Here is a 21848-nt window from a genome sequence, read left to right as displayed (position 1 = left end):
CCGCAGGAGGAGCCGATGCCGTTCGATCCGTATCTCGCCGCTCGGCTGCCTCTCCTGGCCGGCCTCGCGTATCCGCTCGACGCCGAGCAGGCCGCCCGCATGGCCGCCTTCGAGGAGGATTCGGGGCCCTGGTCGCTGCCCGAGGGGATCGACGTCGTCGCGGAGACGGCGTCCGGCCCGCACGGACCGGTCCCGCTGCGCGTGTACTCGCCCGCCGCGCCCGAGCGCGCTCTGCTCTGGGTGCACGGAGGAGGGTTCGCCGCCGGGAGCATCGACATGCGCGAGTCGCACGTCGTCGCGGCGGAGCTCGCCCACCGGGCGCGGGCCCGGGTCGTCTCCGTCGACTACCGGCTCGCCGGCCCCGACGTCCGCTACCCCGTGCCGCTGGACGACGTGCACGCCGCCTGGCGGCACCTCCGCAGCACGGAGTCCGGATCCACGCCCGTCGCGATCGGCGGCGCGAGCGCGGGAGCGGCCCTGGCCCTCGGCGCGGTCCTCCGCGAGCGCGACGCCGGTGCGCGGCTGCCGGAGCACGTGCTCCTGGCCTACCCCTTCGCCCACTTCCCCAACCCCGCCGTCGACGACGCGATCGCGGCCGAGCTGCGCGAGCTGCCGCCGGTCCTCCGCTTCCCTCCGTCGAGCATCGAGGGCATGGTGCGCACCTACCTCGGGCGGATCTCCGACCTCCCCGTCGAGGCGCTGCCCGGCTCCGCGCCGCTGGCGGGTCTGCCTCCGGTCACGGTCCTCGTGAACGAGTACGACGAGCTGCGCGGGTCGGCGGAGCTGCTCCTGCGCCAGCTCGCGGAGGCGGGCGTCGCCGTGACCGGGCACCTGGCCGCCGGCATGCCCCACGGGCACCTCAACCGGACGCCGGCGCTGCCCGAGGTCGACCGCTCGCTGCACCTCTTCGCGGCTCAGCTGCGCGCGATGGGCTGAGGCGCTCGGCCCCGTCCCGTCCGCTCTGCCCCGCTCAGCTCAGGCGCGGTCCGCACCGTCCCGCTCAGGCGCGGTCGTGCAGGGTGACGTGGTAGCCGTCCGGGTCGGCGAAGGTGAAGGTGCGCCCGAACGGGCCGTCGATCGGAGCCGCGACGACGGGGTGCCCGTCGGCGACGAGCGCGTCGTGGATCTCCTGCACGCCGGTCGCGTGCAGCCAGAGCGCGGCGCCCACACCGGGGCGGGAGGCGGAGTCGAGGTCGGTGCCGGGCGCGAGGTCGCGCAGGGCGAAGGCGATCGGAGTCGTCGCGAAGACGACGGCGTGCGGCGGGCCGGCGGGCGAGCGGACCAGGCCGAGGTACTGCTCGTAGAACGCCTGGGACGCCGCGAGGTCGCGGACCTGGAGCGAGACGAAGTCGGGGCCGGTGACGGGCATGGGGTTCCTCCTCGGTTGTGTCAGCTTTCTGACACACCGGAGCGTATGTCAGAATACTGACATGAGTCAAGACGGCATCGACCTCGAGACCTCGCTCGGCTACCTCCTCAAGGAGGCGTCGAGCGCCCTGCGCGCGGCGATGGAGGCGGTGCTCCGCCCGCTCGGGATGACGGTCACCCACTACTCCTGCCTCGAGCTCCTCGCCCAGCGGCCGGGCCTCTCCAACTCGGAGCTCGCGCGGGGCGCCTTCGTCACCCGGCAGTCGATGAACGTCCTGCTGCAGACTCTGGAGCGCGACGGCGTCGTCACCCGCCCCGACGCGGCTCCGGTCGGCAAGGCGCTCCCCGCCCGGCTCACCGAGCGCGGACGCCGGAGCCTGGCCGAGGCGTCCGCCGCCGTCCGCGGGGTGGAGCTGCGGATGCTGGAGGGGCTCACGGAGGAGGAGCGGCAGGCGGCGGCGCGCCTGCTCCGCGGGATGATCCGATCGCTGCGCGCGGACGACCGCGCCTGAGGCCGCGCTGTTCCGCCGTCTGTAGGAACGGGCGCCGCGCGCTCGCCTGTACGGTCGCGCTCATGGCAGCAGGAAGAGCGGTGCGCCCGCTCGACGTCGGGATCGTCGGCGGCTCGATCGGCGGACTGTTCGCCGCGGCCCTGCTCGTCCGCGACGGGCACCGCGTGACGGTCCTCGAGCGGTCGGCGACGGGCCTGTCGCGGCGGGGAGCCGGGCTGGTGGCCCAGCAGGACCTGATCGACCTCCTGCACGCGATCGGCCGCGACGACGAGGCGCGGGTCGGCGTCGTCGCGCACGAGCGGATCACCCTCGACCGCTCCGGGCGCGTGATCGGCCGCGACCCCTCCCCGCAGACGCAGGTGTCGTGGGACCACCTCTACGACACGCTCCGCTCGCGGCTCCCCGCCGACCGCTACCTCCTCGGTCACGCCGTCGCCGGGGTGCGCCCCTCGACCGGGACGGACCCGGTCGTCGTCGAGCTGCGCGACGGGAGCGGCCTGGAGTTCGACGTCGTCCTCGGAGCCGACGGCCTCGGATCCGTCGTGCGCGCGGCGGTCGCGCCCGAGGCGTCGGGGAACCGCTACGCCGGCTACTCGACCTGGCGCGGGCTGATCCCGGAGTCGGCGCTCCCCGCCGAGGCCGCGGCGACTCTGCTCGGACGCTTCGCCTTCTACACCGCGCCCGGCGAGCACATGCTCGGCTACCTCGTCCCCGGACCCGCCGGCGAGGTGGAGCCCGGCCGACGGCGCTACAACTGGGTCTGGTACCGGCCCCTCTCCGAGGACGCCCTCCGCGGAGTGATGACGGCGTCCGGCCGTCCGCCGGAGAGCGTGTCCCTCGCGCCCGGCGACCTCGCCCACGACCTCCGCCGCCGGCTCGAGGAGGACGCGGTCGACCGCCTGCCGCCGCCCTTCGCGGCCGCCGTCCTGGCCGAGCCGCAGCCCTTCCTGCAGGCGATCGTCGACTACGTCCCGCCGCGGACGGTCCGCGGCCGGGTCGCCCTCCTCGGTGACGCCGCCGTGACGGTGCGGCCGCACACGGCCATGGGCGCGGCCAAGGCGGCGGGCGACGCGCTGGCCCTCGCCGGCTCCCTCGCGCGGCACCCGGTCGACGAGGCGCTCCAGCGCTACGAGGCCGAGCGGCTCCCCGTCGGCCGCGCCATCGCCGAGTACGGCAGGCGCCTGGGCCGCTCGATCCCGCTGCTGTCCGAGTGACCGCAGCATCATGCGCCCGGCCGAACCCGGATCGACGGCGCGAGCCGATCCTCGGTCGGAGCGGACATGGCTCGCGCTCGCCCTTCAGCGTGCAGGGTCCGATGCGCTGCCCGGCGGCGACTCGAAGGGAAGCTGGAACGGGGGTTCGCAGCATCGCATGGTCGCCACCACGTGGCGCCGGCGCGGACGATTGCAGTCGATAGCAATGAATTAGGTTTCGGCTAGAGGTGACTATCATCGGCTAGATGTTGCCTGAGCAGAACCCCTACAGCCCTGGATCCGGTCGGCGGCCGCCCGAGCTCGTTGGTCGGACTGGCGAGCTCGAAGCGTTCGACACGATCCGCGCTCGTGTCACGCATGGAATGAGCGACCGCGGCATCGTGCTCACGGGCCTCCGCGGCGTCGGCAAGACGGTGCTGTTGAACGAGATGCACCGCATGGCGGAGTCGTTCGAGTGGCTCACGGTGCGCCTCGAGGCGCGTCGGGATGAAGGCGGCGCGCGGGCCGTACGGCGTGCCCTGGCTCGAGAGCTCGTCGTGTCCGCTCGCAAGCTCACCCGCTCGAAGCCGACGGAGCTGATGCGAGAAGCACTCGGCACGATCTCCTCGTTCAATGCGAAGGTCGGTGCAACGGGGATCGAACTCGGAGTCGCACTCAACGACGGACGTGCCGACTCCGGCGACGCTGAAGTCGACCTCCTCGAGCTCGTCGAAGACGTTTCCACCGCTCTGGGGGAGCGTCGTCGTGCCTTCGGTGTGTTCGTCGATGAGATGCAGGACCTCGATGCGGAGACGATGGGTGCGCTCATCGCCGCTCAGCATGCGGCGAACCAGCGGGAGTGGCCGTTCTACATCATCGCCGCCGGCCTCCCGAATCTCCCCCGTGTCCTCACCGAGACGCGTTCGTACGCCGAGCGCCTCTTCAACTACCGACAGATAGGCACCTTCTCTCGCGACGATGCGGCGCACGCTCTCCGAGAGCCCGCGGAGCGGCTCGGCGCTGAGTTCGCTCCCGATGCGCTCGAGATTCTCCTCGAAGCCGCAGGCGGCTACCCGTACTTCATTCAGGAGTACGGGCAGGCCGCATGGAACCTCTCCAGTCGTCTTGTCACTCTGGCCGACGCCACGGCAGCAGTGCAGTACGGGACCGAACAGCTCGATGCCGGATTCTTCCGCTCACGATGGCAGCGAGCCACGCGCTCAGAGCGACGAATGCTCCGCGCCATGGCAGCCGACGGTGAGGGACCCTCCTCCACCGCTCTCGTCACGCAGCGAATGGGTATCCCGACAACCAGCCTCGGGCCCTACCGTGCCGCGCTCATCAGCAAAGGACTGGTCTACTCACCCGAGCACGGCCAGATCGCCTTCACGGTCCCCGGCATGGCTGGATACGTCGACCGCCACCACGAGGACCTCGACGACGGGAGCCCGAGCGTCTGAAGTCGACCAGACGTCTCCTCTCTCAAGGGCTCGGAGTCCGGTCGCGTACGGGACGTCGCAGAACAGTAGGCCTGGGGAGGCATCGAGACGGAGAACCAGGGACGGCCCTGATCTTCCGGCTGGCCTCCTCAGGCGGGCCGAGGTCCGTGCTCGTCACGAGTTCATCCGCCGCCCCCGCCTGGCCGCTCCCCGCCGTCCGCCGCGCGTCCCTTGCTCCTCGACCGCGGAGACGGCACCCTCGGGTGACGGCCCACGGCGAAGGAGACGCATGGACGACGACGGACTCCTGGCTGCGCTGCTGCGGGGACGGCCGGCGACGCTGGCCGACGCGGCGGAGCTGACCCACATCGACGAGGCCGAGGTCGCTGCGGCGATCGAGCGGCTCCGCGGCCGGGGGCTCATGGGCGGCGAGGGCGAGCAGCTCGACTTCCCGGCGCCGATGGAGTGGGCGGCCGCGGCCATCGCCCGGCACACGGAGTCGGCGCGGCGGGCGGGCAGGGAGTCCCTGGACGGGATCGAGAGCGTGGTCGCGGGCCTGCCGATGCTGCTCGGCGCCTGGCGGGTCGGCGAGGACACGTCGGATCCCGTGCCGACCCTCCTCCGCCACGGGCCGCACGCGTCCGAGGACCTCTGGTTCGACCTCGTCCGCCGCGACTCCGGCTCGCTCGTGGCGGTGCTCCCGAACGTGGAGCGGTTCCTCGATCCGCCGACGGAGCGGGCGATCCGCTTCGGGCACGCGCTCGCGGCGAAGGACCGGGTGCGCGTCATCATGCCGGCCGCCGGCGCGCGCGACCCCCGGGTGCTCGCCCGGGTGGAGGCGTACCAGGCGGCGGGCGTCGAGTACCGGCTCCTCGAGAGCCCGCCGAGCTGGTTCTGGGTCGACGGCGACCACCTCGCCGTCCCGTTCGAGTGGGGCGAGACGAAGCCGACCAGCGTGCTCGGCGTGCGCCATGCGGCGCTGGCCGGTCTGGTCGAGTCGTACTTCGAGGTGCTGTGGCGGCAGGCCGCTCCGATCGGCGCCGTCGACCAGAGCTGGCTGCCGCTGCTCCGGCTGATGCGCCAGGGCGTCACGCTCGAGACCGCGTCGCACCGGCTCGGCATGAACCCTCGGACCGGCCGCCGCCGCGTGGCCGCCGCGATGGAGCACTACGGAGTGGCGACGCTCTTCGCGCTCGGCACGGCGTGGGCGGCGGACTCGCGCACCCGCGACGGCGACGCCGGTGCCGGAGAGCCGGTGCTCGACGATCCGGAGGCGCTCGAGCCGGGAGTGCTGGACGACGGCGAGATCGACCTCGCCGAGACGGTGCCGCGCGATTGAGCTCCCGCGGGACCGAGCCGTGCGGCCGACCCCTCGACGCCTTCGGGTGGCCCTGAGGAGTCGGCCGATGCGCCCGCCCGGGCACCTCTCCAGTGTCGGGACGTGACCACGGCGGGGACAAGAGCCTGTAGCGGACACGTCCGCAAGAGGACACCGCACCCGGGAGCGGATCGTCGGCGCTGCCGCTCCGGGGTGGGCGCGTGCCAGGCTTGCCGCATGGATCTCGAGGTGCGGCCGGGGCTCGTCGTCCCCGCATCGGAGCTGCAGTGGCGGTTCTCGCGCTCCTCCGGGCCCGGCGGGCAGCACGTGAACACCTCCGACAGCCGCGTGCAGCTCACCTGGAGCGTCGAGGAGTCGACGGCCCTCTCTGACGAGCAGCGCTCGCGCCTTCTCGAGCGCCTCGGGCGGCGACTCGTCTCCGGGGCGGTCACCGTCACGGTGGCGCAGGAGCGCTCGCAGCTGCGCAACCGCGAGACGGCCCTCGAGCTGCTCCGCGGGATCATCACCGCGGCCCTCGCGCCTCCCTCCGCCCCGCGGCGCCCGACCCGGCCCACGCGCGGCTCCACCCGCCGGCGGCTCGCCGCGAAGCAGCAGCGGTCCGAGACGAAGCAGCAGCGCAGGCGGCCGCCCGGCGACTGAGCGGAGCCGCGGGGCCCGCCTGGCGGTTGCGCGGAGTCGCAGGGTCCGCCCACAGGCTGCGCGGAGCCACGGGCCCCGGTCGCCCCGGACCCGGCTCAGGGAGTGAAGAACGCCTCGATCGCCGCGGTCAGGGCGACCAGGTCGTCCACGTGGACGAGCTCGCGCGCCGAGTGCATCGAGAGCAGCGGCACTCCCACGTCGACCGTGGAGATGCCGAGCCGGGTCGCGGTCAGCGGGCCGATCGTCGATCCGCACGGCACCGAGTTGTTCGAGACGAACTCCTGGTACCCGACCCCGGCGCGCTCGCAGACGCCCGCCCACAGCGCCGCACCGCGCGCATCCGTCGCGTAGCGCTGCGTCGCGTTGATCTTGAGCAGCGGCCCCTTCCCGGCCACCGGCTGGTTCGCGGGATCGTGCTTCTCGGAGTAGTTGGGGTGCACGGAGTGGCCCGCATCGGCCGAGAGGCACCAGGAGGCGGCGATCGCCCGGGCGCGCTCGTCGACGCCGGCGCCGAGGGCCGTGCCGATGCGCGAGAGGACGTCCTCGAGGAACGGCCCGCTCGCTCCGGACCGGCTCGCCGAGCCGAGCTCCTCGTGGTCGAAGGCGGCGAGCACGCTGATGTGCGCGGGCGGCGCCGCGGGATCGGCGCTCGCCGCGAGGAGCGCGACGAGGCCGGCGTGCACGGAGCTGAGATCGTCCATCCGCCCGGCGGCGAGGAACATCTCGTCGAGGCCGAAGCGGCGCGGCTCCTGCGTGTCGGCGGTGAGCAGGTCGTAGCCGGCGATGTCGGAGGCCTCGTCGAGCCCGGCGTGCGCGGCGAGCAGCTGGAGCAGGTCGACCTCGGAGGCGTCGCCGATGCCGAACACGGGGACGGTGTGCTTCTGGCGGTCGAGGGTGAGGCCCTCGTTCGCCGTGCGGTCGAGGTGGATCGCGAGCTGCGGGATGCGCAGCAGCGGGCCGGTCCGGAGCAGGCGCGTCGAGCCGTCGCGGGTGACCACGCGCCCGGCCAGCTCGAGCTCGCGGTCGAGCCAGGAGTTGAGCAGCGGGCCGCCGTAGATCTCGACGCCGGCCTGCAGCCAGCCCTTCGAGCCGATCGTCGGCCGGGGCTTGAGCATGAAGCCGGGGGAGTCGGTGTGGGCGCCCAGGATGCGGAAGGGCGTGGTCGCCCCGGAGCCCTCGGGCAGGTGCCAGGCGATGATCGCGCCGTCGCGGACGACGTAGTACCGGCCGGGCCCCGCGGGCCACGCCTGCGTCTCGTCCAGCCCCGTGAATCCGGCTCCCTCGAGGCGACGTGCCGCCTCGGCGGCCGCGTGGTACGAGGAGGGGGAGGCGGTCAGGAACTCGGCGAAGTCGGCGATGTGGTCGTCACGCGTGGTCATCCCTCCAGTGAAGCACGCGGCGCGGCCGGGACGGGGAGGGTGCCGGGGGAGCCCCTGCGGCGGCCGTCACGGCCGGGCAGGGGCACCCCCGGGGTGGAGGGTCAGCGCCGGGTCAGGTCGACGTCGGCCTCGGCGGCGATCGCCTTGATCAGCGCCGAGGCGTTCTCCCCGCCGAAGCCGGCGGCCATCGCCTCGTCGATGTAGTGGCGGGCCGTCGCGACGCCGGGGACGGGCGCACCGACGCTGTCCGCGTAGGCCTGGATCAGCCCCGCGTCCTTCTGCATCAGCGCGAGGGCGAAGGACGGCGAGTAGTCGCCGGCGACAGCCTGCTCGACCCGCTGCGGGCGTCGCACTTCCCCGTTCGAGTCCGCGACGGCCGAGGACGCGGTCATCACGGACGCGGAGTTCAAGTCAGTTGCCGCGGATCTGATGAACATCCGCAGCACGATCGGGTACGTCTCGAGCAACCTCAACCAGCTCGCCCGGTTCGCGAACACGGAGAGCCGATTCCCCGACGAGGATCGCTGACTACCGCGCGGTCGTCTCTGAGTATCGGTGGCGATGAAGAGGCTGGCCGGCGCGTGATCCCGAGCGTGACCCGGGGCGGACGCATGTCCGGACTGATGAGCTACCTGCAGGGTGAGCGGACGCCCTTGTTATAGCTGGCGGAGGTCGTTTCGCGGTCGTAGTCACCGACGAGCTCGGAGACGTTCTGCAGGAAGTCGTTCTCCTTGACGCTGCCGAGGTAGAGGAACGCGTTTGACGCGCTCCACAGCTTCAACATGCCCTCCTTGCCCCGTGCCGCTCATCCAGGCGTCGATCCTCCCGCCCGACGGCAGGCGCGCCTAGCCGCGAGGCCCGCGTCTCTGCGGGACGGAGGCGCCGTCGTTCCCGCGGCGGGACGGCGCTCGTCTCTCCTGTGGTGGAAGCGCGCCCGTCACTCCTGCGCGCCCGTCACTCCTGCGTGCTCGTCACTCCTGCGCGGCCGCCGCGAGGGCACGGTCGAGCCAGTCCGCGAGCAGCAGGCGCTCCGCGGGCGTGAGGCCGGCGAGCTCCGGTGCGAGGGCCCGGACGCCGACGAGGGCGGTGAGCCGCCCGCCGTCGCCGGGGGAGGGCGGGTCGGTGAGGATCCCCGCGAGCACGCTGTCGAGCGCGGCGTCGGCGAGACCGGGGTCGCGGTCGGCGGCGGGGGTGGAGAGCAGGGTGGTGACCACGCCGGTGCCCGCCGCCTGGATGAGGCCGACGGCGCGCTCCTCCGGCACGCGGAGGCGGCCCTCGGCGGCCACGCGCTGCACGCGGGCGGCGAGGACCCGCCGCCCGGAGAGGGCGGCCGGCGATCCGGAGGCGCGGCCCGGATCGCTGAGGAGGCGGAAGAGCGCGGGGTTGGCCAGGCCGAACTCCACCTGCGCGGCCCAGCCCGCGCGCAGGTCCTCGACCGGGTCGACGCCCCCGGCGACGGCCGCCTCGACCGTCCGCGCCTTGGAGTCGACCCAGGTGGCCAGCACGTGCTCCGCGACCGCCTCGAGCAGGCCGTCCTTGTCGCCGAAGAGGCGGTAGATCGCCGGGGCCTGCAGCCCGGCCGCCTGGGCGACCGCTCGCGTGGTGACGGCGGCGGGGCCGTCGTCGCGGAGGAGGCCGGCGGCCGCCTCGACGATGCGCAGGCGCGTGTCGGTCGGAGGAGTGGGGCTGGTCACGTATCGACGGTAGCGCACGGTTGCTATCAAGGGAATTCCGTGGTTATCTTCGTCGTGGTATCGCTGATACCCCTCATCGGAAGGCTCTCCCCATGATCATCGTGACCGGTGCCACCGGCGCTCTGAACGGCGCCACCGTCGACCACCTCCTCGACTCCGTCCCCGCCTCCGGAATCGCCGTCGTCGCCCGCGACGCCTCGAAGGCCGCCCGCGTCGCGGAGCGCGGAGTGGAGGTGCGCGTCGGCGACTACGCCGACCCCGCCTCCCTCCCGGCCGCCTTCGACGGAGCGGATCAGCTGCTCCACGTCTCCTCGAGCGATCCGCGGGCCGACGCCGTCGCCCTGCACCGCACCGCCGTCGAGGCGGCCGTCGCGGCCGGAGTCGGACGGGTCCTCTACACGAGCCACCAGGGCGCCGCCGCCGACACCCCCTTCGGCCCGGGCCGGGACCACGCGGCGACCGAGCGCCTGCTCGCCGACTCCGGACTCGCCTGGACGTCGCTCCGCAACGGCTTCTACGCGCACAGCCTGGGCCTCTTCCTCGGACCGTGGCGGGAGACCGGAGTGATCGAGGTCCCCTACGACGGCCGCGTCTCGTGGACGGCCCGCGAGGACGAGTCGGAGGCGGCCGCCCGGCTCCTCCTCTCGGGGAGCCCGCACGACGGGCCGGTCACGCTGACCGCGACGGAGGCTCCGACGTTCGAGGAGATCGCCGGGATCGCGGCCGAGGTCGGCGGGCGGCCCGTCGAGCTGCGCGTCCTCGGCGATGACGAGTGGGTCGCCGCGCGCGTCGCGGCGGGTCAGCCCGAGTTCCTCGTGCGCTTCACCCTCGGGATGCACCGGGCGGCCGAGCGCGGCTTCTTCGCGGGCACCGGCCCCGAGCTCGGGCGCCTCCTCGGACGCGAGCCGCGCAGCGTCCGCGACCTGCTCGAAGCCGGACCGGCAGCCGTCGCCGGATGACGCCGGGCGGGCCGCCCCTGGCCCGCCCGCGTGACGAGGCGCCGCGCCGTCCGTCGAAGCGCCGCCGAGGGAGCGGCGTCTCTGCGTCAGGGCGGTTTCCCGGCTCCCCCGCACGACGACGGGAGCCCGCCGCACCGGTGAGGTGCGACGGGCTCCCGGGGAGTGCCGTGCGTCAGCCGCAGCTGCGCGCGCTGTACGGCGCGGTGGCCGTGGCAGTGACGGTCTTGCCGCCGACCGTGGCCGTGCCGGTGACCGTCGCCTCGCCCGCGGCGAGCTGCGTCGAGCGCACCGTGAACGCGGCGGAGCCGGAGGCGCCCGGCTTCACGCCGGCGATCGGCTTCACGCCCTCCGGGGTGCTGATCGAGACGTCCATCCGCACCGTGTCGCCGTTCCTGCCGACGACCGTCAGCACGACCTTGCCGGCGACGCAGCGCGACGTGGCGGTCGCGCTCACCTTCAGCGAGGACTGCACGGTGACCGTGACCTGCACCGGCATGCGAGACGCGTCCTGCGCGACGCCCGAGACCGTGAAGGTCCCGGCCGTGGCGTAGGCGGCGGGCGCGACGGCGTCCCAGGCCACGTCGACCGTGCTGGTGGTGCCGGCGGCGGTCGTGATCGTGGCGCGGGGCAGGACCGGCGCGGTGCCGGCCGTGGTCGTCGCGGTCAGCGGAGCGACCGAGGCGACGGCCAGGCCGGGGGCGTAGCCCTCGAGCACCTTCTGGTACTCGGAGCGCGTCACCGGGATGACCGTGCCGTGGCGCGGCTTGCCGCCGTCGGCGTTCTGCGGCAGGCCCGTGCGGAGCTTCGCTCCGAGCGGCTGCCAGGAGTCGCCGTTCGCGAGGTCGTCGGTGCCGAACGGGATGTAGTGGTTCGGCCCGTCGTGGTAGTTCGGCTGGTCGATGAAGAGGAACCAGTCGAGGCCGTTCACGTCGCCCTCGTTGGCGGGGAAGACGTTGGGGCCCTCACCGCTGGTGAAGGTCTTGCCGGGCTCGCCGTTGGGCAGGCCCGAGGCCACCTTCTCCTTGACCAGCGACCACTCGTCCGCCGGTCCGCCGGTGCCGGGCAGCGAGCCCGAGACGGTGGCCAGCAGGTCGGTGCTCTTCTCCTCGCGGAGGGTCATCGACGCCTCGTCCTTGGTGAAGCGGTAGTAGGTGTCGCCGTCCTTCGCGACCGTCGAGTCGATGGTGCCCTTGCCGGCGCCGCGCTTGACGTCGATCCACGGCTTCGCCTCCGAGAAGGAGGTGAAGTCCTCGGTCGTCGCGTACATCATCTGGTTGTAGGTGACGGAGGCGCGGTCGGCCGTGTTCGTGGTCGGGTACATGTTCGAGGCCCAGAACACGACGTAGGTCTGGAGCTCGTCGTCCCAGTACGCCTCGGGGGCCCAGGTGTTGCCGGCGAAGTCGGTGGAGACCTTGACGTGGCGCTGGGCGGACCAGTTCACCAGGTCGGTCGACTCCCAGACCTCGATGTACTTCGAGCCCGACTTCTGCGCAGTGTCGAAGCCGCCGGGGAGCCCGTCGATCTTCAGGTCGGTGGCGAGCATGAAGAACTTGTCGCCCTCGTGCGAGCGGATGATGAACGGGTCGCGCAGGCCCATCGTCCCCAGGTTCGAGGTGAAGACCGGCTTGCCGCCGTTCAGCGTGTTCCAGCTCAGCGCGTCGTTGCCCTTCGAGGCGGCGAGGCTGATGCGCTCGGCGCCGTCGCCCTCTCCGGTGAAGAACGCCCAGACGTACGCCTCGGTGTCGTCGGTGCCGGCGGGGAGCGGCTGCACCCGGAGGGTGAAGTCGCGGGTCCGGGTGGTGGATCCGCTGGTCGCGGTCGCGCGGACGACCACGTCGATCGCGGGGCTCCCGGTCGCGGGGCGGTCGACGTCGATGGTGCGGGTGCCGGCGGCGCTGCCGTCGCGGACGGTCGCTCCGCTCGGGCTGACGACGCTCCAGGCGATGCTCGAGCCGAGCGTGCCGGTGGTGGGCACCGAGACGTTCGTCCGGATGTCGCCGACGTTCGGGACGGCGATCGCGGCGAGGTCGCGCTGGACCTTCGTCGCGTCGTCCAGCTGCGCGGCGACGCGCACCGTGTAGTCGACCGAGCGGGTCTCGGTGCCGACCCTGTAGGTGGCGGTGAGCGTGGCGGTGGCGTCCGGCTGTCCCGCGGCGGGGCGCGTGACGGTCGCGGTGCCGCCGGTGATGGCCACGGCCGCGCTGTTGGACGTCCAGGTGATGCCGACGCCGCTGGCGGTGGTGGGCACCGTGAAGCCGGCGGTCGCCTCCGTGGGCACCGTGACCGACGCGACGGCGCGGTCGAGGGCCTGCGAGGAGTAGAGCGCCTGCACGGAGCTGCTGCTGAGGGCGCTGTCGTAGACGGCGAAGTCGTCCATCTCGCCGTTCCAGCCCGGGTCGTTGTAGGTCGAGCGCGCGATGTACGCGACGAGCGACGGGCCGAACGAGGAGACGTCGCGGGCGATCGTGCTCTGCGAGATCTGCGCGCCGTTGACGTACACGGTGAGCTTGCCGGTCGAGCCGTCGATGACGGTCGTGTAGAGCGAGAGGCCCGAGGGGGTGCGCGCGCCGACGGTCGGGGCGCCCGTCGCTCCGGCGCCGACCTCGGTGTTGTAGGGAGCGCCCGCGTTGACCGAGTTGGTGACGACCGACTTGGTGTAGCCGGAGAGGTTGCTCGGGTTGAGCAGCCAGTAGCCGGAGGAGAACGAGGCGCCGGAGGCGACGGGCGCTCCGACGAACGCGGCGGCGACGTTGCCGGTCCCGCCCTTGTGGGCGAGCCAGGTCGAGAAGGTCAGGTCCTTCTTGCCGACGAGGCCGGCGGTGGGGATCTCGAGGTAGGGGGCGGCCGCGGCGGATCCGCCGGGGAGGCTGATGAGCCCGTTGCGGAACTGGGCTCCGGAGCCGCGCAGCGTCGCGCTGTAGCCGTTGCCGCTGGTGTCGGCGACCGTGGTGCCGGTGGGGGCGGTGTCGAACGTGTAGTGGAGGAGCGGGGTCTCGGTGGCTCCGAAGGCGGAGCTGGGGACCGTGGCGCCGAGCAGCGCCGTGGCGGCGACGGTCGCGACCGCCAGAGCGGTCCTCACCGCCGATCGTGATCGTCTCATGCAGATAGGCCCTCGTGATCGGGTGCGGCGTCGAGGCACGATCCGCAGGGCCGCGGAGGTGTGCGTCTTCGCACGGTATGTGAACGTGAACATCCTAGATCGCGGGGCCGGATCCTGACCAGACCCCGGGAGAGGTCTGCGGGCTCGCGCAGAACGCCGGCCGGACGCGCGGTTCCTCGCCCCTCGACCGAGGCGCCCTGCTCTCCGCCGACGTTCTGCAGGAGCCGGCCGGGTGGCACGATGTCCGCATGGCCTCCGACCGCCCCGTCCTGCTCGTCGTCGACGTCGCCGACGGCGGCCGCGAGGATCCCGAGTTCGAGATCGAGCTGCAGCTGCTGACCGCGAGCGTCGTCTCGGCCGCCACCGCCGCGGGCTTCGTGGTCGACCGCGTCCCTGCCGAGCAGGCCGGCGCCGCCGAGCTCGAGCGCCGGCTCGCCGCCGCCGACGCCGTCGTGGTCACCGGAGGGGAGGACGTCGACCCGTCCCTCTACGGCGGCCGGCCCGACGACCCGCACCGAGGCCAGTCCTTCCCCGCGGCCGACCGCGCGCAGATCGCGCTCGTCCGCCGTGCCGTCGAGACGCGGACCCCGCTGGTCGGGATCTGCCGCGGGATGCAGCTGGTCAACGTCGCCCTCGGCGGCGACCTCGTGCAGCACCTGCCCGGCGCGGGTCACGTCGGCCGGTCGGTCCCCGGCGAGCACCTGTCGGGGATGGTCGACCACCGCGTGGCGCTCGAGCCGGGCAGCGCCCTCGCTCGCATCCTCGGCGCCGCCGAGCTCGACGTCCGCAGCTCCCACCACCAGGCCGTCGACCGTCCCGGCGAGGGCCTCGTCGTGGTCGGCCGCGCCGACGACGGCACCGTCGAGGCCCTCGAGCACGAGTCCGCGCCGCTCTGGTGCGTGCAGTGGCACCCGGAGGACGCGGGCTCGCGCGGCACCGTGCTCACGGACCTGCTCGAGGCGGCGCTCGCCGCGACCGCTACTTGATCGACCCGCGCATCACTCCGCTGACCACCCAGCGCTGCGCGAAGAGGTACACGATCAGCAGCGGCGCCATCGCCATCAGGTAGGACGCGAAGGCGACGGTGTAGTTCGTGTTGAACTGCCCCTGGAAGACGTACTCGGCCAGCGGCAGGGTGCGGGCGGACGGGTCCGAGAGCACCACGAGCGGCAGGATGAAGTCGTTCCACGCCCACACGCAGGTCAGGATCCCGACGGTCGCGTTCATCGGGCCGAGCAGCGGGAAGATCACCTGCCAGTAGGTCCGCCAGGTCGAGGCGCCGTCGGTGCGCGCCGCCTCCTCGAGCTCGATGGGGATCGAGCGGATGAAGGCGGTGTAGATGAACGTGTTGATCGAGAGCCCGAACACGGCGTAGAGCAGGATCAGCCCGGCCTGGTTGTCCAGGCCCAGCAGGGCCGTCTCCTTCACCACCGGCAGCATGATGATCGGGAACGGCACGAAGACCGCGGCGAGCAGGTAGAAGTAGACGCCCTTGAAGAACGGCCTGTGCATGTTCCGGGCGACCGCGTAGGCGACCATCGAGTTCGAGAACAGCGTCAGCACGACGGCTCCGACCGTGATCAGCGCGGTGTTCACGAAGGCCTGCGGGAAGCGGGTCGCCGTCCACGCCTCGGCGAAGTTGCCCCACGAGATCGAGGTCGGCAGCTCGAACCCGGTGCCGCCGAGCTGGTCGGGCGTCTTCAGCGCGGTCACGACGGCGAAGTAGAGCGGCAGGAGGATCGTCAGCGAGCAGACCGCGATGAGCGCGGTCGCCCCCCAGTTGATCCGGTAGGTGTCGCGGGAGGGCCGGCGCCGCCCCTCGGGCTCGCCGAGGGCGATGGCGGTCGTGGGGGTGATGGTCGATGTCATCAGAACGACGCCTCTCTGCGGCTGAGGACTCGGAACTGGATCAGCGAGACCACGATGATGATGAGGAAGTAGAGGACGGCGTTGGCCGTCTGATAGGCGTACTCGCCGCCCTGGAAGCCGCCGCGGTAGATCAGCAGCGTGATCGACTCCGTCGAGGTGCCGGGACCGCCGTTGGTGAGGGCGATGATGTGGTCGAACACCTGGAGGAAGTTCTTCATCGAGATGACCATGTTGATCGTGAAGAAGGAGGCGATCAGCGGGAACGTGATCGAGGTGAACTGCCGCCACCTCCCCGCTCCGTCGAGCGAGGTCGCCTCGTAGAGCTCGCCCGGGATGGTCTGGAGTCCGGCGAGGTAGATGATGATCGAGAAGGCCGAGGCCTGCCAGACCGCCAGCACCACGATCGCCACCCACGCCCAGTCGGCGTTCGCGAGGATGTTCTCGCCGATCACCGGGATCGCGCCGAGGATCTGCGGCAGCGAGTTCGCGAAGAGGTACTGGAACACGTAGCCGATGACCAGGGTCGAGAGCACGTAGGGGATGAAGTAGATCCCGCGGAACGCCGTCTGGAACTTGATCCGCGCGTTGAGGGCGACGGCGATGGCGAGCGAGATCACGTTCACCAGCACGGTCGCCACGATCGCGAAGCCGAAGGTGAACCCGTAGGCCTTCCAGACGCGGTCGTCCTGGAGGAGCGCGAGGTAGTTCGAGGCGCCGATCAGATCCCACGAGCCGTAGCCCGCGTAGTCCGTGAAGCTGAAGAAGATTCCGGTGAGGACCGGGACCGTGTGGAGCACGAAGAAGAGCAGGACGGCGGGGACCGTCATCCAGTAGAAGGTCTTCGAGGTGCGGCCGATGGTGCGCTTGCGGCGCGCGGGCGGCGGAGGAGTGGTCGCCACCGCCTGCGCGGCGGCCGTCGTGGTCGTGGTCATGGGGTCACTTCCTGGTCGTGCGTGCCGCGACTTTGCGCCACTCACTGTCGAGGGTCCGGAGCGCCGCGTCGGCGTCCCCGCTGGCGAGGAACGCCTGGAGCGTGGGGTTGAGCGGGATGCTCGCGGGGATCTGGTGGTCGACGAAGCCGATCAGCCGTCCCTGCTCGAAGTAGGGCTGCAGCTCGGCCAGCGTGGGGTCCGAGTTGGGTGCGGCGCCGACCAGCGGCGAGAAGGCGGCCTGGCTCTCAACGTACGGCTCGACGACTCCGGGGGTCAGCAGGAAGTCGACGAAGCGGCGGGCCGCCTCGAGCTTCGGGGTGCCGCGGCCGATGGCGACGGCCACGTCGACGCCCGAGGTGACCCGCGTGTCCGCCGGGTCGTCGAGCACCGGGTAGGGGAAGACGCCGAGGTCGATGTCCGGGTTGTTCGTGCGCACCGGGTTGATCGCCCAGATGCCCTGCGGGTACATGGCCGCCTCGCCCGCGGCGAAGGCCTGGTTGCCGTCGTCGTAGCCGCGGCCGAACGAGCCCTCCTGCGTGTACGAGAAGAGCTGCCCGAGCCGCTCCATCGTCGTGGCGTAGTCCTTCGTGAACGAGACGGGGGAGTCGGGGCCGAGTGCCGCTCCCTCCTCGCGCATCGCGTCGAAGAAGCCGTCCGGCTGCAGCTGCCCGCCGAGCGCGTTGAAGGCGGGGGCACCGGTCCAGTTGTCGAGCAGGGCGCCGTAGAAGGGAGTGATCCCGGCGGCGGTGAGCGTCTCGCAGACGGCGATCAGCTCTCCCCAGGTGGTCGGCACCTCGATCCCGTTCTCGGCGAAGATCGTGCGGTTGTAGAGGATCCCGTCCGCGTTGTTCGCGAAGGCGAGCGCGTTCACCTCCTTCCCCTCGAAGCTGCCGAGGGCGGCGAGGATGTCGAGGGCCGCCGGGTTCACCCGCTCGACCAGCTCGTCGCCGGTGAAGTCGTGGAACACGCCGGCCTTCGCGAGGTCGGCGTAGTAGCCGCTGCCGTTCAGGGTCAGCACGTCCGGCACCTTGTCCTTGACGAGCAGGGTGCGGATGGCCGTGTCGGGGTCGGGCACGTTGTTGGCGACGACCCGGATGTCCGGGTTGGCCGCCTCGAACTCGCGGATGATCCGCGCGAAGTCCTCCACCGCCTCCGCCTTGAACTGGAAGAAGTCGAGCGTGGTCACTCCGTCGCCGGCGCCGGGGGAGGCGCAGGAGGCGAGGGCGGCGGCGGACGCCGCGGCGAGCGGCACCGAGAGGAACAGCCGCCGGGAGAACCCGGGGGGATGCGGATGAGCGGACATGCGGCGCCTCCTTGCGCGTGGGGACAGGTCTCAGGGCGCGCTCGACCACGGAGGGCGGTGCGAGAGCAGGTGCGGCGGCGGGGGAGCGGGGTCGGCTCCGGCGCCGGGAGGGCGGGTCAGAGGGCGGTGAGCACGAGCACGACGAGCTGCTCCGGATCGAGGACGGGGGCCTGGAGCCCGACGGTGCCCAGCACGCGGCCGCGGAGCGCGGTCCCGTGCTCGGCCCAGCCGAGCGGCGACTGCCCGGGGCCGCCGAGCGGCGACGTGACCGGGGCGAGCGCCACGGAGTAGGTGCGCTCCGGGTCCAGGCCCGGGAGCGTGATCCGGCCGGGCGGGTAGGTCTCGCCGGTGCGCAGCTGGGCGAAGGTGAAGAGGGCGGCGGAGCGGTCGGCGGCGACGACTCCGGAGAGCGAGGCGGCGTCGTCGGCGAGGTCGGCGCGCACGACCGTCCCGGTGTGCAGCAGCGCCCGGTGCTCGCGGTGGAAGGCGACCCAGGCGGTCAGCTCCTCCTCGACGGCGGGGGCGAGATCCGAGACGTCCCACTCGATGCCGAGGTGGCCGGGCAGCGCGGTGCCGGCGCGGAAGGCGAGCGAGTGGGTGCGCTGCGTCGAGTGCGACCGCGGCCCTCCGATGTGCTGCCCCATCAGCTCGGGCGGCACCACCAGCTGGGTGAAGGGCTGGATGGTCTGCCGCTCGAGCGGGTCGATGCAGTCGCTCGTCCAGATGCGATCGGTGCGGGCGAGGATCCCGAGGTCGACGCGGGCGCCCCCGGAGGCGCACGACTCGATCTCGACGCCGGGATGCCGGGAGCGCAGCTCGTCGAGCAGGCGGTAGAGCGCGAGCACGTTCTCGTGGACGGCGGAGCGACCGGTGGCGGGCGAGACCGCCTCGATCACGTCGCGGTTGTGGTCCCACTTGAGGTACGCGATCGGGTACTCGATCAGCAGCGCGTCGAGGGCGTCGAGCACGTGCTCGAACGCGCCGCGCTGCGAGAGGTCGAGCACCTGCTGCTGCCGCCCCGAGGCCGGGAGATGGCCGGCCGGGCCGAGGATCCACTCCGGGTGGGCGCGGGCCAGGTCGGAGTCGGGGCTGATCATCTCGGGCTCCACCCAGAGGCCGAACTGCATGCCCAGGCCGGTGACGACGTCCGTCAGCGGAGTGAGGCCCTCCGGCCAGACCGAAGGGTCGACGGTCCAGTCGCCGAGCGCCGCGGTGTCGTCGCGGCGGCCGAGGAACCAGCCGTCGTCGAGCACGAAGCGCTCGACCCCGATCCGCGCGGCCCGCTCGGCGAGGGCGGTGAGGCGAGCGAGGTCGTGGTCGAAGTAGACGGCCTCCCAGGTGTTGAGGGTGACGGGCCGCGGAGCGACGGGGTGCTGCGGGCGGGCGCGGAGCGACGCGTGGAACCGGGCCTGCAGAGCGCTGAGCCCGTCGCCCCAGGAGCCGTAGGCGACCGGGGTCTCGTAGCTCTCGCCCTGCGCGAGCTCGATCTCGGCGGGCCGCAGCAGCTCGCCGGCCGCGAGGAGCGAGACGCCCTCGACGGTGCGCTCGGCGCGGAGCGAGGTGTCGCCGCTCCAGCCGAGGTGGACGCCGTGCACGAGCCCGCGCTCCCAGCCGAAGCCGGGCGTGCCCGCGGCGAGGAGGAGGGTCGCGTCGGCGCCGGGGCGGCCGCGGCGGGTGCGGCGGGTGTGCTCGCCGATGGTCAGCGGGCGGCGCTGCGGGTGGCGCTCGCGGAGGTGGTGGCCGGTGGTGTCGAGGATCTCGCGCGCGGTCGCGGGGAGCGGGAAGCCGAGCTCTAAGCGCTCGAGGCGGAACGGGCGGGTGTCGAGGTTCTCAACCCGGGCGCGCTGGGTGAGCAGGCCGGCCGCGTCGACCTCGAGGTCCACGGTCAGGCGCACGCCCGCGCCGGTGGCGACGGTCCGGAGGGCGGAGCCGAGCGCCTCGATGCTCTCGACCTCGAACCGCTCCGACGCGGCCGAGCGCTCGTGGGTGCCCTCGAAGGTGGGGGCGTGCTGCCAGCCGTCGGCCTCGACGGCGACGAGGCCGAACGGCGCGAAGGCGTCGAGTCCGCCCGAGACGCGCTGGGGGAGGGCGGCGTCGGCGAGGGCGGATAGTTCGGCGGCGGAAAGATCTCCGAGCGCGGCGCCCCAGTGCACGATCGTGGGGAAGGTGACGAGGCGGGCGTCGATGACGACGCTGGTGCCCCCGTCCTGCAGGTGGAAGAGGCGCGATTCCTGGCCGGAGAGGGTCACGGAGTCGTTCGTGGGGGCGATGCTGCGGTGCATGGCTTATTTCTAGAGCAGAAGTAATAGGGGTGTCAAGAGCGGCGCGAGTGTCCGGATCCGTTCCTGGAGCGGCGCACTGCCGGTAGCTTTCTACCAGGCCGGAAAGAAGGAGCCCCGTGACCGACACCATCGTCGCCGAGGACGCCTCCGGGAGCTCCTCCGAGCTCCTGGCGCGCGAGGTCCTGATCCACGGTCCCGTCTCGCGGGCCGAGCTCGGCCGCCGCCTCGGCCTCTCGCCCGCCAGCCTGACCCGGCTCGCGCGCCCGTTCCTCGACGGCGGCCTGGTCGTCGAGGGCCTCGAGCAGAGCACCGGAGTCGGCCGCCCCGCCCGCCCGCTCGACATCCGCGCCGACGCGCTGAGCTTCGCGGGCGTGAAGATCACCGGCACCGAGGTCCTCGCCGTCCGCACCGACCTGCGCGCGCGCACCGAGCGGGAGCTGGTCCGCCCGCTGCCGGGGACGGAGCCCGCCGACGTCATCGCCGCGATCGTCTCGGTCGTCGACGAGCTCGGCGGCCCCTCCGCCTTCGCGGGCCTGGGCGTGACGCTCGGCGGGAGCATCGCCGCCGACGGCCGGGTGAGCCGCGCGCCGTTCCTCGGCTGGCGCGACGTCGACCTCGCCGCTCCGCTCTCCGCCGCCCTCGGGCTGCCGGTCGCCCTCGAGAACGACGTGGTCGCGCTCACGGGCGCCGAGCACTGGTTCGGGCGCGGCCGCGGCATCCCGCACTTCGCGGTGCTCACGGTCGGCGCGGGCGTCGGCTACGGACTGGTGGTGCACGACCGGGTGGTCGCGCCCCCGGAGGCGGGGCTCGGCCTGGGCGGCCACTACCCGCTGGATCCCACCGGCCCCGTCTGCGAGGCCGGCCACCGCGGCTGCTCGACCGCGATGCTCAGCCTGCCCTCGCTCCTCCGCCAGCTCTTCGTCGCCACCGGCCGCGAGCTGACCCTGGCCGAGGGCTTCGCCGCCGCTCGCGCGGGCGACCCCGGTGCCGAGCGCATCCTCGCCGACTCCGGCACGGCGCTCGGGACGATGATCGCCGCGATCGGCAACCTCTCGATGTCCGGCACGGTGATCCTGGCCGGGGAGGGCGTCGCCCTCTACACGGAGCAGGCCGCGGTGGTGGACGCCGCGATCGCGGCCACGCGCGACCCGGACGCTCCGCCCCTGGCGCTGCTCGTCGACGACGGCGGGCTCGTGGAGTGGGCGCGCGGCGCGGCGGCCGTCGCGATCCAGCGGCTGCTGCCGCGGATCGCGCTCGGGACGCTGGGGTAGCGGGGCTCTGCGGCGCGCGGGTGCTCGGGGTGCCGGGCTGGCGCTCGGGGTGCCGGGCTGGCGGGTCTCCGCGCCCAGTGGGCCGTCGGCACGCTCGCCCGGCGGATTTCAGCGCCGCGCGGAGGCTCGGGATGCCGGCCCGGCGGGTGTCCGCTTCGGGCGGGTGCCGGGACGCCGGCCTCGCGGGCTAGGCGCCGAGCGCCGAGCCGGGCAGGTCGCGCTGTAGGCCGTCGACGATCCGGCCGAACGCCGCGATCGCCTGGTCGTCGCCGAGACGACCGGAGTCGACTCCCCCGGCGATGCGCAGGACCTCTGCCCGGCGCTCCGCCCGCTCCACCGCCTCGAGCCCGGAGGCCCCGATCGCTGCGGATGCGCGCACTCGCGCGACGATCGTGCCGACGTGCCATCTGCCGCGTGCCATCTGTCTCCTCCTGAAGTCCCCGCCCTTCTTCGGAGCGGACGCACACCCGGATGGGTGCGCGTCCCCGCGTCCTCACCCCCTGTCGCTCCGGCGATGCGTCACGAACGGTCGTCATCCGCCCGCCGTGGCGACCGTTCGTGACGCATCG

20 protein-coding genes are annotated in these 21848 nt (G+C 73.0%); 9 read left to right on the top strand and 11 right to left on the bottom strand.

The window, feature by feature from the left end; all coding sequences use genetic code 11:
• Nucleotides 1-15: 15 nt before the first annotated feature.
• Nucleotides 16-936 (top strand): alpha/beta hydrolase fold domain-containing protein, encoded by a 921-nt coding sequence (locus C5B92_RS06190; RefSeq protein WP_104350173.1) that lies wholly within the window; start codon nt 16-18, stop codon nt 934-936.
• A gap of 64 nt (nt 937-1000) precedes the next feature.
• On the opposite strand, the gene C5B92_RS06185 is transcribed toward C5B92_RS06190, so the two are convergent.
• Entirely contained in the window at nt 1001-1369 is a 369-nt protein-coding gene (locus tag C5B92_RS06185) for a VOC family protein (protein ID WP_104255221.1), read from the bottom strand.
• Between the two features lie 61 nt (nt 1370-1430).
• Between C5B92_RS06185 and C5B92_RS06180 the strand changes: the two genes are divergently transcribed.
• The 5 genes from C5B92_RS06180 (at nt 1431) to arfB (ending at nt 6490) form a co-directional block, all read left to right on the top strand.
• Nucleotides 1431-1880 (top strand): MarR family winged helix-turn-helix transcriptional regulator, encoded by a 450-nt coding sequence (locus C5B92_RS06180; RefSeq protein ID WP_104255222.1) that lies wholly within the window; start codon nt 1431-1433, stop codon nt 1878-1880.
• 62 nt (nt 1881-1942) lie between these two features.
• Nucleotides 1943-3094, top strand: a complete 1152-nt coding sequence (locus tag C5B92_RS06175; protein WP_219814259.1) for an FAD-dependent monooxygenase — start codon at nt 1943-1945, stop codon at nt 3092-3094.
• A 245-nt stretch (nt 3095-3339) separates the two neighbouring features.
• On the top strand, nt 3340-4533 hold the full coding sequence (locus C5B92_RS06170; RefSeq protein ID WP_104255224.1) for an ATP-binding protein: 1194 nt from the start codon (nt 3340-3342) through the stop codon (nt 4531-4533).
• Between the two features lie 268 nt (nt 4534-4801).
• A complete protein-coding gene (locus C5B92_RS06165) occupies nt 4802-5851 on the top strand; it encodes a hypothetical protein (RefSeq protein ID WP_104255225.1) in 1050 nt (349 codons plus the stop codon).
• A gap of 216 nt (nt 5852-6067) precedes the next feature.
• A complete protein-coding gene (arfB, locus tag C5B92_RS06160; protein WP_104224044.1) occupies nt 6068-6490 on the top strand; it encodes an alternative ribosome rescue aminoacyl-tRNA hydrolase ArfB in 423 nt (140 codons plus the stop codon).
• A 95-nt stretch (nt 6491-6585) separates the two neighbouring features.
• Here arfB and C5B92_RS06155 read toward each other — a convergent pair whose 3' ends face one another.
• The 4 genes from C5B92_RS06155 to C5B92_RS06140 all read right to left on the bottom strand — a co-directional run bounded on the left by C5B92_RS06155 (nt 6586) and on the right by C5B92_RS06140 (nt 9563).
• A complete protein-coding gene (locus tag C5B92_RS06155; protein ID WP_104255226.1) occupies nt 6586-7869 on the bottom strand; it encodes a M18 family aminopeptidase in 1284 nt (427 codons plus the stop codon).
• Between the two features lie 101 nt (nt 7870-7970).
• Nucleotides 7971-8222: an NAD-binding protein gene (locus tag C5B92_RS06150; RefSeq protein ID WP_181027148.1), complete on the bottom strand. Its 252-nt coding sequence runs from the start codon at nt 8220-8222 to the stop codon at nt 7971-7973.
• Nucleotides 8223-8497: 275 nt separating this feature from the next.
• Nucleotides 8498-8653 carry a TraM recognition domain-containing protein gene (locus C5B92_RS06145; protein WP_104255227.1) on the bottom strand — a complete coding sequence of 52 codons (156 nt, stop codon included), beginning with the start codon at nt 8651-8653 and terminating at the stop codon, nt 8498-8500.
• 187 nt (nt 8654-8840) lie between these two features.
• On the bottom strand, nt 8841-9563 hold the full coding sequence (locus tag C5B92_RS06140) for a TetR/AcrR family transcriptional regulator (protein WP_104255228.1): 723 nt from the start codon (nt 9561-9563) through the stop codon (nt 8841-8843).
• Nucleotides 9564-9655: 92 nt separating this feature from the next.
• Between C5B92_RS06140 and C5B92_RS06135 the strand changes: the two genes are divergently transcribed.
• Nucleotides 9656-10522: an NAD(P)H-binding protein gene (locus C5B92_RS06135; RefSeq protein ID WP_104350172.1), complete on the top strand. Its 867-nt coding sequence runs from the start codon at nt 9656-9658 to the stop codon at nt 10520-10522.
• 172 nt (nt 10523-10694) lie between these two features.
• On the opposite strand, the gene C5B92_RS06130 is transcribed toward C5B92_RS06135, so the two are convergent.
• A complete protein-coding gene (locus tag C5B92_RS06130) occupies nt 10695-13601 on the bottom strand; it encodes an immunoglobulin-like domain-containing protein (RefSeq protein ID WP_181028752.1) in 2907 nt (968 codons plus the stop codon).
• Between the two features lie 269 nt (nt 13602-13870).
• Here C5B92_RS06130 and C5B92_RS06125 point away from each other — a divergent pair, with 269 nt between their 5' ends.
• Complete coding sequence (locus tag C5B92_RS06125; protein WP_104255231.1) at nt 13871-14608, top strand: gamma-glutamyl-gamma-aminobutyrate hydrolase family protein; 738 nt, start codon at nt 13871-13873, stop codon at nt 14606-14608.
• On the opposite strand, the gene C5B92_RS06120 is transcribed toward C5B92_RS06125, so the two are convergent.
• The 4 genes from C5B92_RS06120 to C5B92_RS06105 form a co-directional block, all read right to left on the bottom strand.
• The gene (locus C5B92_RS06120; RefSeq protein ID WP_374952922.1) at nt 14601-15491 is read right to left on the bottom strand and encodes a carbohydrate ABC transporter permease; all 891 of its coding nucleotides are present in this window, start codon (nt 15489-15491) and stop codon (nt 14601-14603) included. The genes C5B92_RS06125 and C5B92_RS06120 overlap by 8 nt on opposite strands.
• Complete coding sequence (locus tag C5B92_RS06115; protein WP_104225874.1) at nt 15491-16423, bottom strand: carbohydrate ABC transporter permease; 933 nt, start codon at nt 16421-16423, stop codon at nt 15491-15493. The genes C5B92_RS06120 and C5B92_RS06115 overlap by 1 nt, the downstream gene beginning before the upstream one ends.
• Before the next feature lie 4 nt (nt 16424-16427).
• The gene (locus C5B92_RS06110; protein ID WP_104255232.1) at nt 16428-17726 is read right to left on the bottom strand and encodes an ABC transporter substrate-binding protein; all 1299 of its coding nucleotides are present in this window, start codon (nt 17724-17726) and stop codon (nt 16428-16430) included.
• Between the two features lie 116 nt (nt 17727-17842).
• On the bottom strand, nt 17843-20008 hold the full coding sequence (locus C5B92_RS06105; RefSeq protein WP_104255233.1) for an alpha-galactosidase: 2166 nt from the start codon (nt 20006-20008) through the stop codon (nt 17843-17845).
• A 116-nt stretch (nt 20009-20124) separates the two neighbouring features.
• On the opposite strand from C5B92_RS06105, the gene C5B92_RS06100 reads away from it, so the two are divergent.
• Nucleotides 20125-21279 carry an ROK family transcriptional regulator gene (locus C5B92_RS06100; protein WP_104255234.1) on the top strand — a complete coding sequence of 385 codons (1155 nt, stop codon included), beginning with the start codon at nt 20125-20127 and terminating at the stop codon, nt 21277-21279.
• 187 nt (nt 21280-21466) lie between these two features.
• On the opposite strand, the gene C5B92_RS06095 is transcribed toward C5B92_RS06100, so the two are convergent.
• Nucleotides 21467-21700, bottom strand: a complete 234-nt coding sequence (locus C5B92_RS06095; RefSeq protein ID WP_104255235.1) for a hypothetical protein — start codon at nt 21698-21700, stop codon at nt 21467-21469.
• Nucleotides 21701-21848: the final 148 nt, after the last annotated feature.

Source organism: Rathayibacter sp. AY1A4 (assembly GCF_002930955.1).
GTDB lineage: Bacteria > Actinomycetota > Actinomycetes > Actinomycetales > Microbacteriaceae > Rathayibacter.
This window is presented reverse-complemented; position numbering and strand designations above follow the sequence as displayed.